The 12,370-nt window shown below is 42.5% G+C and carries 8 protein-coding genes and 1 tRNA gene; 5 read left to right on the top strand and 4 right to left on the bottom strand.

The annotated features are described in order from the left end of the window. Nucleotides 1–141 precede the first annotated feature (141 nt). The 5 genes from ACNURT_RS15575 (at nucleotide 142) to ACNURT_RS15555 (ending at nucleotide 5,487) form a co-directional block, all read left to right on the top strand. On the top strand, nucleotides 142–1,545 hold the full coding sequence (locus ACNURT_RS15575) for an undecaprenyl-phosphate glucose phosphotransferase (protein WP_419698470.1): 1,404 nt from the start codon (nucleotides 142–144) through the stop codon (nucleotides 1,543–1,545). Nucleotide 1,546: 1 nt separating this feature from the next. Then, nucleotides 1,547–2,335: an ABC transporter substrate-binding protein gene (locus ACNURT_RS15570; RefSeq protein WP_419698469.1), complete on the top strand. Its 789-nt coding sequence runs from the start codon at nucleotides 1,547–1,549 to the stop codon at nucleotides 2,333–2,335. Between the two features lie 94 nt (nucleotides 2,336–2,429). Continuing rightward, nucleotides 2,430–2,511, top strand: a tRNA-Leu gene (locus ACNURT_RS15565). Nucleotides 2,512–2,678: 167 nt separating this feature from the next. Beyond that, nucleotides 2,679–3,239 carry an elongation factor P gene (gene efp / locus ACNURT_RS15560; protein WP_419698468.1) on the top strand — a complete coding sequence of 187 codons (561 nt, stop codon included), beginning with the start codon at nucleotides 2,679–2,681 and terminating at the stop codon, nucleotides 3,237–3,239. A gap of 229 nt (nucleotides 3,240–3,468) precedes the next feature. Next, the gene (locus ACNURT_RS15555) at nucleotides 3,469–5,487 is read left to right on the top strand and encodes a M13 family metallopeptidase (protein WP_419698467.1); all 2,019 of its coding nucleotides are present in this window, start codon (nucleotides 3,469–3,471) and stop codon (nucleotides 5,485–5,487) included. Between the two features lie 22 nt (nucleotides 5,488–5,509). Here the strand turns inward: ACNURT_RS15555 and ACNURT_RS15550 are convergent, their stop codons facing one another. The 4 genes from ACNURT_RS15550 to ACNURT_RS15535 all read right to left on the bottom strand — a co-directional run bounded on the left by ACNURT_RS15550 (nucleotide 5,510) and on the right by ACNURT_RS15535 (nucleotide 12,262). Beyond that, nucleotides 5,510–8,908 (bottom strand): DEAD/DEAH box helicase, encoded by a 3,399-nt coding sequence (locus ACNURT_RS15550; protein WP_419698466.1) that lies wholly within the window; start codon nucleotides 8,906–8,908, stop codon nucleotides 5,510–5,512. A 379-nt stretch (nucleotides 8,909–9,287) separates the two neighbouring features. Beyond that, entirely contained in the window at nucleotides 9,288–10,343 is a 1,056-nt protein-coding gene (gene moeB / locus ACNURT_RS15545) for a molybdopterin-synthase adenylyltransferase MoeB (RefSeq protein WP_419698465.1), read from the bottom strand. A gap of 46 nt (nucleotides 10,344–10,389) precedes the next feature. After that, on the bottom strand, nucleotides 10,390–11,502 hold the full coding sequence (gene thiH / locus ACNURT_RS15540) for a 2-iminoacetate synthase ThiH (protein ID WP_419698464.1): 1,113 nt from the start codon (nucleotides 11,500–11,502) through the stop codon (nucleotides 10,390–10,392). Further along, a complete protein-coding gene (locus tag ACNURT_RS15535) occupies nucleotides 11,495–12,262 on the bottom strand; it encodes a thiazole synthase (RefSeq protein WP_419698463.1) in 768 nt (255 codons plus the stop codon). The genes thiH and ACNURT_RS15535 overlap by 8 nt, the downstream gene beginning before the upstream one ends. Nucleotides 12,263–12,370 lie beyond the last annotated feature (108 nt).

Below are 12,370 nucleotides of genomic sequence, written 5' to 3'. Positions count from 1 at the left end.
TTGTATGGGTTTTCTTAATTTACAATTTTGCGGGCAGCATTTTACAGCTTTACAATCCGTTTAACATTCAACATTCAGGTTGCTTTATAAATAAATTATGCTAATTTTAGCGTGTGTTTTCTACTATATAAGCTCTAATAAATGATTCACAGATACGCTACTTTTATTAAAGCAGTGAACCTTACCATTGATTATATTATACTTAATATAAGCATGGTGCTTTCTTACTTCATCGAAGATAGATCATATATTTTTTGGATAAGTAACAGAAAATATTTGCCTATTGTACTGGTGTTTAATTTAATTTGGTTACTTTCTGCTAATATCACAGGTTTATATGAACATGTTTTAAACAAAGATTCAATAAAAACCTATCGCGGAGTAATTAAAACCTACCTCTTATTTGTAAGCTTTATTTGCTTCACCATCATTATACTGATAGGGACGAAGGCTTATTTTATAACCCGCGAATATCTGTTTTATTCGCTGGCATTATTTGGCTTTTTGTTAGGGTTATGGAAACTGGTATTTCTTACCATACGTAAAAGCGATCGCGCTTCATTAATTGATACAAGGGCCGTAATTATTATTGGCGGGGGCAGGATAGGGTCTGATCTGTATAGCTTTTTCAAACAAAACCCCGAACGTGGTTATAACCTGGTTGGCTTTTTTGATGACACTACGGAGCATATGATGGATAGGCGCCTCTATTTAGGCGGAACCGAGGATTGTATTAACTGGGTGCTCAATAATAAGGTTGACGAGATATTTTGCACACTCCCTAATTCAGAGGCTCAAACGATAGAAAAGTTAATGCTCGACGCGGATAAAAACCTCATCCGGTTTAAATTCATACCCGAGTATTATGATTACGCCAAGAAACCAACCTTTATACAAAGCTTTGGGCATATCCCGGTCATATCAGTAAGACCCGAACCTTTAGAGAATATGCTAAACCGGTCAATTAAGCGATTATTTGACGTGGCATTTTCCCTGTTCATCATTTTATTCGTCTTTAGCTGGTTGTTTCCAATACTGGCCCTTTTGATCAAGTTGGAATCAAAAGGTCCTATATTTTTTGTGCAGGAGCGTTCAGGTCGTGATAACAAGCCGTTTAAGTGTTACAAGTTTCGAAGTATGCGGGTAAATAATGATTCTGATAAGAAACAGGCTACCCGGGGTGACTCGCGCATTACCAAAACCGGTGCATTTATTCGTAAAACAAGCATTGATGAATTACCGCAATTCTTTAACGTGCTTTTAGGTAATATGTCTGTAGTGGGGCCAAGGCCGCATATGATCAGCCATACGCAACAATACTCACAACTGATTGACACCTTTATGGTTAGGCACTTTCTTAAACCCGGTATTACAGGCTGGGCTCAGATCAAGGGCTTAAGAGGCGAAACCCAAACTACCCAGGCCATGCTTGAGCGTGTTGAGGCTGATGTTTGGTACCTGGAAAACTGGTCGTTCCTGTTAGATATGAAGATTATCTTCCTGACTGTGTGGAACGTGGTAAAAGGCGAGAAAAACGCGTTTTAACATGGCGGTTTTTCACGATCAGCTCAATCGTGTGGTCAGTTTGCCGGCAGTTCCTAAAAGGATCATATCTATAGTGCCGTCACAGACAGAATTGCTGTTTTATTTAGGGCTTGATACCGAGGTTATTGGCATCACCAAGTTTTGCATTCATCCGGAGGATAAATTTAAAACTAAGGCCAAAGTAGGGGGCACCAAACAATTAAATATTGAACAGATAAGGACATTAAAGCCCGACCTGATCATCGCTAATAAAGAAGAAAACGAACGCAGCCAGGTTGAAGAGTTGATGAGCATTTGTCCGGTTTGGATAAGTGATATTCATGGTCTTGACAGCGCTTTGGATATGATCAGAGCCGTAGGCTCACTCGTAAACCGCGAAACAGAAGCCATTACTTTATGTGATGATATTATTACCCGCTTTACTCATCTGACATTACCCGCCATCAATCAAAAAGTAGCTTATTTTATCTGGCGTAAACCTTACATGCTTGCCGGCACAGGAACTTTTATTGACAGTATGCTTCAACAATGCGGATTGAAAAACGCTATCGATAAAGACCGTTATCCGGAGTTAACCTCACAAGAGGTAGTAACAATTAACCCTGATGTGATCTTTTTATCGTCAGAGCCGTATCCCTTTAAGCAAAAACATATTGATGAATTTAAGCTGATGCTGCCTAAGGCAAAAGTTATGCTGGTTGATGGTGAAATGTTTTCGTGGTATGGCAGCCGCTTATTATATGCACCTGGTTATTTTAGCAGTATAGTAAAAGCCTTAACATTAAATTAATGGCAACGAAATGAGGGGCATAGCTAAAAAACAAAAAAATTGTTTTAGAATTTAGCATTAAACACTATCTTTGCGACCTGTTAAAAATCCTAATGCGGAAGTGGCGTAATTGGTAGCCGCACCAGACTTAGGATCTGGCGCTTCACGGCGTGGGGGTTCGAGTCCCTTCTTCCGCACAACAGTTAAGAACCCGGTCAAATTTGGCTGGGTTTTTTTGTTTAAGGGCTGCAGTGATAATATCGACCCAAGGCAAAATATTTAATCTTGACGGCCGAGTTTTAATTTTTAGGTGATTCGCAAAGTTAATCTATCTTTGAGGCTTAAATTTTCTAATTATATTTTCATGGCAAAAGCATCCGAAATTAAAGTAGGTAATATACTACGCTTCAACGGCGAACTGGTAACCGTAACAGAAGTGTTGCATCGTACACCAGGCAAAGGCGGAGCATTCTATCTTGATAAGTTTCGTAACATAAAAACAGGAAAAATTGTTGAAGCCCGTTTAGCTACCGACGAACAAGTTGAAATTTGCCGTGTTGAAACAAACGATTTTCAATACCTGTATGAAGATGGCGACGCCATGGTGATCATGGATAACACCACTTTTGAACAGCATAATATCCCGAAATCGCTTTTCGGCCCAGCAGTGAAATTCCTGAAAGAAGGAATGAGTGTGATCGTTTCGTTTGAAAGCGAAGAACCGATCATGGCGGTAGCCCCCAACTTTGTTGACCTTGAAATTACCTACGCCGAACCTGCCGTTAAAGGTGATACTTCATCAGGTGCGCTGAAAACAGCCACTACAGAAAATGGAGTAGAAATTAAAGTACCTCTCTTTGTTAATCAGGGCGATAGAATAAAAGTGGATACCCGCACCGGCGAATACGTTGAACGGGCTAAATAGATAAGACAAAAAAGCCGGTCGGTAAGGCCGGTTTTTTTGTTTGCAATGGTGTGGTGATAACACCGACCATAGGCAAAAAACATAAAAAGCTCCTTAATTACTTAAGGAGCTTTTTATGTTCAGTGGGGTTGAAGGGAAGAGACACCTGTAATCGCATAGGTAATATCTTCTCTTTGCCGCTTTACAGTCGAGCAAAAAAATCATTAACTTTAAACAAATCTTGCAGTTTATGAATAAAGCATTTTATCTGTGCGTTGCGTTAGTCGTTTTGAGTGCATGGAATTATCGGAATGATCACAAGAAAAGTTTTGTTGATGTAGCCGGAATTGACTCCCTGACAAAACCAGGCGACAATTTCTTTCGTTATGTTAACGGGCGCTGGTATGACACCGTCAAAATTGCCGGCGATCAAGCAGGCGTAGGTTCATATAGTTTCATGAACATCCCCCAAAAGCAACTGTTGCAAAACATCCTGGACAGTGTTTCGAAAACCAAGAATAATATGGGAAGCGTTGAACAGAAGGTAGGTGATTTTTACGCTTCAGGCATGGACATGGCTACCATTAACCAACGTGGATACCAACCCATTAAGCTAATACTTGCGCGTATTAACGCCATTAATGACATACCATCGCTGACCAAATTCGTAGCAGCGGAACTAAAAAACGGGAACAGCTCGGTTATTAGCTTTGGTATTTATCCCGACAACAAAAACAGCAGCATCAACATTGCCCATGTTTCTCAAACTGGTATTGGTTTACCAGAAAGGGATTATTATTTTAAAACAGATTCATCTACGCTACTTATTCAGCAAGCCTATAAAAAATACATCCGCACCTTATTTCAATTAACCGGTAGTGATGTTGCCAAAGCTACTAAGGATGCAGATGTTACTTACAGCATCGAAAAACAAAATGCTGCATCGCATAAAACAAATATTGAACTAAGAGATGTAAACGCAAATTATCATAAAGTAGCAGTTGCATCCATCAGCAAAACACAAGCTAATATAGGTTGGGAAACATTGCTTGCCGGCTTAGGCGCAACAACCGACTCTATTGATATGGCCCAACCTGCTTATTACGATAAGTTAAATGAACAATTGAAATCAATATCCATAAATGACTGGAAAATCTATTTAAAAGCAAGTACACTCCAAAACTACGCCGAAACGCTTAGTAAACCATTTGTGGATGCCTCATTTGAGTTTAATAAAGTATTATCGGGACAAGCCAAACAAAAATCCCGCAGGCAGATCATGACCGAAAACGTTGACAATTATTTAGGGCAAGCCTTAGGACAATTATATGTAAAACGATATTTTAATGAGGACGCAAAAAAGCGTGTGCTTGCATTAGTAAACAATTTGCAAAAATCTTTCGAAAACAGGATCAATCATCTTGATTGGATGGGTGACAGTACCAAACAAAAAGCAAAAGAAAAACTATATGCTATTACCAAAAAATTAGGTTACCCTGATAAATGGCGGAATTACGATAAGGTGCAGATTAATAGAACCAAATACTTTGAAAATATCCTTTCGCTTAACCAAAACAGTTATAATTTTGAATTGGCAAAATTGAACAAGCCGGTTGATAAAACAGAATGGGGTACAACACCGTCTACGGTTACAGCTTACTATAATCCATCTTTTAATGAAGTTGTTTTCCCCGCCGGTATTTTGCAATTCCCTTATTTTGATTTTTCGGCAGACGATGCCATCAATTATGGCGGCATAGGGATGGTGATTGGACATGAGATGACGCATGCCTTTGATGACCAGGGCGCACAGTTTGATAAGGACGGTAACGTAAAAAACTGGTGGACAAAGGAAGATTATCAAAAGTTTAGGGCGAAAACAAAACAGTTAGTTGATTTATACAGCTCATTTACCGTTTTAGATACTGTTCATATAAAAGGGGGCCTTACCTTGGGTGAAAACACTGCTGATAATGGTGGCATTGCTATTGCCTATGATGCATTTAAGATGACGGAACAGGGAAAAGGCTCTGTAAAAATTGATGGTTTTACTCCCGATCAGCGCTTTTTCCTGTCTATTGCAAGGATATGGAGGGTGAAAACAAGAGATGCATTTCTTCGCACCTACGTGAACACTAATCCGCACTCACCGGCTATGTGGCGTGTAAATGGCCCTTTAATGAATTTTGCCCCTTTTTATCAGGCATTTAATATACAGCCTGGTGATAAAAATTACAAACCAGAAAACCAAAGAGTAAAGATTTGGTAGTTAGCACAACCCATTCTGCACTCTAATCCGATAAAACATGCAAAGGCGTCAACAGATCCAACAGATCTTCTCTGGATAGGGATTTGAGGATGTTGGTATCTGTTTTAACCAAATTATGTACAAGATTTTTTTTGTTTTCCTGTATCTGCATGATCTTTTCTTCTACCGTACCAGGGCAAATGAGCCGGATGGCTACCACTCTTTTGTTTTGTCCTATGCGGTGGGCACGGTCAATAGCCTGGTTTTCGACGGCTGGGTTCCACCAGGGATCGATCAGGTAAATGTAATCGGCTTCCGTAAGGTTAAGCCCTGTACCGCCGGCTTTCAGACTGATGAGGAATACCCGGCAGCTGTGATCTTTTTGAAAAGATTGTACTACAGCTTCGCGGTTGCGGGTTTTGCCGGTTAACTGCACGAAGGAGATCTTCCGGCTGAGGAGTTCTTTGCTGATCAGGTCGAGCATACCGGTGAACTGCGAAAATACCAGTATTTTATGTTCCGGAGATTTACTTTCTATCTGCTCGATCAAGGTATCGATCTTGGCCGACTCTTTACCCGGCAGGCGGTCGCCGCTCAATAAAACAGGCGAATCACAGATCTGGCGGAGTTTGGTAAGCCCTTTTAATACGTTCATCGGGCTTTTTTTCAGTTCTTCGTTGTTAATAGCCGAAATATACTCCCTGAACTCCTTTTCATAAGCGTCATAGATCCGTTTTTGTTCGGCACCCATTTCACAGTGCAGTACCATTTCTGTTTTCTCCGGCAGATCGCCTGCTACCTGTTCCTTGGTTCTTCTCAGGATAAAGGGTTTTATCTTTTTCTGTAATTCGGCAGCGCGGATATTGCTCTTGAACTGATCGATAGGCGTGGAGTAGATATCCTTAAAATACTGCTTGCCACCCAGCAATCCAGGACAGGCAAAAGATAACTGACCGTACAGATCAAAGGTGTTGTTTTCGATGGGGGTACCGGTCACTACAATTTTGTTGCGTGATTTTAATAAACGTGCAGCCTTATACCTTTGGGATGATGGATTCTTGATGTTTTGCGATTCATCAAGAAAGATATAATTGAAGTGATAGTCCTTCAGGAAACGAACGTCGGAAAGCATATTGCCGTAGCTTGTTAGGATCACTTCGTACTGGTCAAAATTATGGATCTCTTTTATCCGGTCGGCCCCATAAAGGGTATGTAAACGAATGGAGGGCGCGAATTTCTGTATTTCCTGCTGCCAGTTAAAGATCAAAGAAGTAGGTACAACGATGAGATTGGTGTTCTGACTAACTTTTTTACGCTGCGACAGGATAAAGGAAATCACCTGGATTGATTTTCCCAGCCCCATATCGTCCGCCAGGCAACCGCCAAAATTAAAATCATCCAGGAAATTGAGCCAATTTAATCCCTGTTGCTGGTAAGGACGAAGGGTACCCTGCAATTCAGTCGGCACATCAACGGGTGCGATGGTCTCAAAATTAGCAAACTTTTCGCGGTAGCTTCTTAGATCCTGTTTAACCTCTTCTGCTAATACTTGTGCCTCATAGATAGTTTCTATTGATGAAAAGTTTATTTTAGGTGTATGTAAGGTGTCATCGTCAACAACTTCGCCTGCATTAAAATAACTTTCAAATTTGGCTATCCATTCGGCTGGGAGGATGCCCAGCGTGCCATCATCAAGCTGTACAAATTTGCTTTTGTTGCGTATGGCCTTATGCAAAGCTTTTAAGCTCGCTTTCTTCTGCCCAAACTTAGCCTCTATAATGGTATTAAACCAGTTGATGCCACTCAATACCTTAATATCGATACTGATCTTGTGGGGATTGAGCCGGTTGCCTTCTATTTCGTTAAACCCCAGTATGGTGATCCGCTGTTTGCGCCATTGCTCAAAAACATCCAAGAACCAATCCTCATTCAGGAAATGTTTTTTATGCAGGTAAAAATAGTACAGGTCACCATCGGCCTGCTCCTCAAAATAAGGATGCTGCCTGATCAGGCTTGCAATAAATGCTGCTTCCGCTGACTCGTTGCGCTGTACCAGAAGTTCTTTCCCTTTGGTATTAATGGCATAAATATTTTTTTTGGTACGAATTTGTATTTCAGCTTCACCATATCGCATCACCGGGATGAGCATTACATGGCTCCCAAAATCCGATAAATAGATAATCTTTTCCGGATCCTGGTTAAAGCCCATCTGCTCCAACTGCTTAGGTGTGGCGGCCTGGATGTGCTGATATTTTACATCAATCGTATCCTCCAGTTTGCCGAGCCACTGGCTTTTGATCAAAGGGTATTTGGATTGATGAACCAGGAGGTTGCCGGGCCTTTGCTTCAGGAAACTCATCACATTTAAAGCCTGCAGATTATCGGCCAGGTATAAAGTGTCACCGTTCAGCAGAAAATAGCTGAACATAATGCGCTGATCTTTCAGGGTGTGGCGTTCGCCATTTATATTGATATCAAGTGACAATTCAAAAAAAGGCCCATCAGGTTTTACACGTAATTGCACCCCCTGCGGGAGTTGAGCTACGTTAACAGGTATCAGGGACGAAGCGCTTACCTTTTCGCCCTTTTCTGTATCCTGGTAATAAAAAGGATAACCCATGGGGTTTTTGACGATAGCCCGCAAAGCCGCCAGATCTGTTTCGCTTTTTTTGCCGGTAAGGTTATTTTGGAACTTGCTGATGCCGGTATAGAACTTCAATTCCTCGTGATCGGTAGTTTTCCATACCAGATCCATTGGTTCCATTCTGCTCAACGGGTTTTTGAGTTTTCCTTCTTTCGTCAGCGCCGAGGCAAAAAGCTCAACATGCAGATATTTATAGTATTTGTGTTCACGAATGACCACAAAGTACGTTTGTTCATTATTGGTTGGAGAGGAAACAGGTGCCTGTTCCGGCCCCGAAGATATCATCGTACGCAAGGTGTTCAGGCTTTCTTTGGTTACCGGAAAAAGATCGGGGGAGTGCGGGTTGATCACCAATTTATTAAAGAGCAGCTCGATCCGGAAAAACTGGTCAGGGTCGGGCTCATTTTCCAAACCATAGGGTATGGCGGCATTTTTTAGTTTTTGATGGCGCAGGCGCGTATTAAAAAAAACCGCAAGCTCTTCCTTTCGCAGAATGGTTTGTAATACCAGCGCTTCATGTTCGCATAGCTTACCCGGCTCGCTTGTACAAGCACAGGTGAGCAGCAATTGTTCGGCATCCTGTGATACCGTTACGGTAGGGAAGGCGGCATTTTGGGGTTGATGAAATAGACCTTCGTTAACAGTTAGACTGATGGGTGCAAGATATTGACCGGCATCTTCTTCGGTATAGAAACCGGCCGGGTTATGTTGCGCAATATCCCTGCTGGTCATCGATTCCAGGTTGGTGCCCCTGAAAATAAAATGATGATCCCCGTCCTGTGTTTCTGTATCGCTCAATGTTTTGCTCCTGGATAAAATTAGGAGAGCGAATTTAGGATAAAAAATAGATGTGCAGATGTGCGGATATGCAGATGTGCAAAGGAAAGTGACAAAACATATTTCGGTAAACATCGCTTTGACAATCAACTCACCCGGTCATTGCTTCGCTTGACCACCCTCTCTACCGCAAGCGGTAAAGAGGGGCTGGGAAAGGTTGTTGCCCTCCGGATGTGTGGATTTTATTCGTAGCGCAGGAAACATTGAGCAGGTTTGCATGTCAACCCATTATATAATGATAGTTAAAATTTAAGTTATTGATAGTCAATTATAATTCCAATATTAATCCTGAAAAGTGTAAACCATGTAAACTCACTTTATAACAAAATATCTCGCCTGTTCAGGGATTATGCCTAAGCCCATTTTTTACACTATATTTTTCGTTCTTTAAATAAGATCCTGTCCATTGCAGTGCTATTTTGCTTCTTTGGCCCGTTTGGCAAATGAAAATCAGTTTTTTGTCGGCTGGTATAATGCTTGCGGATTCCCGCAATTCGTAAAGCGGAATATTTACACCACCTATATTGTAATCGTCAAATTCATAAGTTTCGCGTACATCAATAAGATAGATCTCATCCGGGTTTTCTGCCAGCCAATTGGTTAGGGTTTCCATACTGATCTCGCGATCATGAGCTGACGCCTGATTAGCAGTTACAGATGTTGCAATTGCCTGTTTTTGCCTGGCTATTTTATAAACATTCATGCTGTTCTCCAACGCGTTCATGTTGAATAGTTTACCAGAGAGTGTTTCGCCTATGCCGCAAATGATCTTGATAGCCTCATTGGCCATGTAAGTACCGATGATGCCCGGAAGCACACCGATAACACCTATTTCGTCACAATTGGGCACTTCGTTTTCGGGGGGAGGCTCTGGAAACAGATCACGGTAGTTTGGCCCTTCCTGGTAATTAAACACAGATACCTGTCCTTCGAATTTAAAAATGGAACCAAATACCAGTGGCTTGTTTAGGGCCACGCAGGTATCATTCACCAGGTAACGTGTGGTGAAATTATCGGAACCATCGATGACCAGATCATACTTGCTGATGAGCATCCCCGCATTGTCTGCATTTATTCTCTCGCTATAAGCAGTTAGGTCCACGAAAGGATTTAATAACTCCAACTTTTGTTTGGCTGTTTCGGCTTTGGGTTTGCCTATATCGGTTATGGAATACAAGATCTGCCGGTGCAGGTTGCTGATATCTACTGTGTCGTCGTCAACAATGCCCACATGGCCAACCCCGGCAACCACCAGGTATTGTAAAACCGGGCAACCTAAGCCGCCCGCACCTATCATCAATACCCTGGCGGCTTTTAGTTTTTCCTGTCCGGTCAGCCCTAATTCGGGCAATATGATCTGGCGGTTATAGAGTTTCAGTTCTTCGCGTTCCAGCATTCTTTTGAGTTTTGAACCCTCTCCTTCAGGAGAGGGCAGGGTGAGGCTATGTTAAACAATTATCCCAATCCTTCCATACCGGTTCATAGCCTTGCTGCGTGATCACTTTGGCGATTTCGGCCGGACTCCGTTCATCTGAGATCTCAAACTGCTCCAATGATTCTGGCTCAACAGCGTAGCCCCCCGGATTGGTTTTTGAACCCGCGCTGATGGAGGTGATGCCAAGCTTAATGATATTGTTTCTGAAATGGGGCGATTCGCGGGTAGAGATCGATAATTCTACTTCTTCATTAAACAAACGGTAAGCACAGATCAACTGAACCAACTCGCGGTCGTTCATTTCTATCTTAGGTTCCAATCCACCGCTAAAGGGGCGTAGCCGGGGGAACGACAGGCTGTATTTGGTCTGCCAGTATCTCTTTTCAAGGTAATTTAAGTGCAAGGCGGTGAAAAAGCAGTCAGTCCGCCAGTCCTCCAAACCGATCAATACCCCCAGACCCATCTTATGGATGCCTGCCTGTCCGAGCCGGTCTGGCGTTTCCAGACGATATTTGAAATTTGATTTTTTTCCTTTGGGGTGATGTTTTTTATAATCTTCCCGGTGATAAGTTTCCTGGTAAACCAGTACGGTGTTTAAGCCGTAGGGTGTCAATTGCTTATAATCTTCCAGATCCATAGGCTGTACCTCCATAGAGATATGTGCAAAATGCGGACGGATAAGCTCAAGCACTTTTTTAAAATATTCCACATGCACTGTCACATTATCTTCGCCGGTTACTAAAAGCACATGTTCATAACCCATCTCCTTGATCACCGCCACTTCCTGCATAATTTCCATGGGCGACAGTGTTTTTCGCTTTACCTTATTGTCATAACTAAAGCCGCAATAGGTGCAAATATTGCTGCATTCGTTAGACAGGTAGAGTGGCACATACATCTGGATCACTTTACCAAAACGTTTAAGGGTAAGCTGCTGACTAAGCTGCGCCATTTGCTCCAAATAGGGGGCAGCCGCGGGCGACACCAGCGCTTTAAAATCCTCCAGCGTACGTTTGGTGGCCGACAGTGCTTTTTCTACATCCTTGCCGGTTTTGGCGTAGATGCTGGCTTTTACCTCGTTCCAGTTATAGGTTTCAAAAATATCGTTAAAGCTATACATCTAAAAAAGAGGTTAGGGGACTGCTTGCAACCGCATGTGAAACAGGGGAGGCCAGTTTAGCTTCAAAAGCCATTCGTCCGGCTTCCACAGCAATTTTAAAGGCAGCGGCCATACGCACAGGATCACCAGAAACTGCTATGGCAGTGTTCACCAATACAGCGTCGGCGCCAATTTCAAGTGCCCAGGCAGCATCAGATGGCGAACCTATTCCGGCATCAACAATAACCGGCACATTGCTTTGCGCTATAATGATCTCTAAAAAATCAATGGTTTTTAAACCTTTATTGCTGCCAATGGGTGAGCCCAGGGGCATTACAGCCGCAGTACCAGCATCTTCCAAACGTTTGCACAAAACAGGATCGGCGTGGATATAGGGCAGCACCACAAAGCCTATTTTGGCCAGTTCTTCGGTAGCTTTGAGGGTTTCGATAGGGTCGGGCATCAGGTATTTGGGATCGGGATGGATCTCCAGTTTTATCCAGTTGGTTTCCAGAGCCTCGCGGGCCAGCTGTGCCGCGAAAATAGCTTCCTTGGCATTGCGTACGCCCGAAGTATTGGGCAGCAGGTTGATATGCGGGTATTTTAAACGGATCAGCAGATCGTCCTGCTCATTGTTTTTTACATCAACGCGTTTCAGAGCCACGGTAACCAGCTCAGAACCCGAAGCTACCAACGCCTCTTCCATTAGTGGAGATGAACTGAATTTACCCGTACCTGTAAACAGTCGCGAACGGAAAGTTTTATCGGCTATTTTTAACATCTTTTGTGATTTGTATTTTTTTTGAAATGTTTAGCCTCACCCTGCCCTCTCCAAAGGAGAGGGTTTAAAAATGTGATTTAAAGTCCTCTCCTTTGGAGAGGATTTAGG

It is taken from the genome of Mucilaginibacter sp. NFX135, from assembly GCF_048565145.1.
Classification (GTDB): Bacteria; Bacteroidota; Bacteroidia; order Sphingobacteriales; family Sphingobacteriaceae; genus Mucilaginibacter.
This window is presented reverse-complemented; position numbering and strand designations above follow the sequence as displayed.

Excerpts from the sequence above, each read along its gene's own strand:
- ACNURT_RS15570 (WP_419698469.1), top strand. The coding sequence starts at position 1,547 with ATGGCGGTTTTTCACGATCAGCTCAATCGTGTGGTCAGTTTGCCGGCA.
- ACNURT_RS15555 (WP_419698467.1), top strand. The coding sequence starts at position 3,469 with ATGAATAAAGCATTTTATCTGTGCGTTGCGTTAGTCGTTTTGAGTGCA.
- ACNURT_RS15535 (WP_419698463.1), bottom strand. The coding sequence starts at position 12,262 with ATGTTAAAAATAGCCGATAAAACTTTCCGTTCGCGACTGTTTACAGGT.
- moeB (WP_419698465.1), bottom strand. The coding sequence starts at position 10,343 with ATGCTGGAACGCGAAGAACTGAAACTCTATAACCGCCAGATCATATTG.
- ACNURT_RS15575 (WP_419698470.1), top strand. The coding sequence starts at position 142 with ATGATTCACAGATACGCTACTTTTATTAAAGCAGTGAACCTTACCATT.
- thiH (WP_419698464.1), bottom strand. The coding sequence starts at position 11,502 with ATGTATAGCTTTAACGATATTTTTGAAACCTATAACTGGAACGAGGTA.
- efp (WP_419698468.1), top strand. The coding sequence starts at position 2,679 with ATGGCAAAAGCATCCGAAATTAAAGTAGGTAATATACTACGCTTCAAC.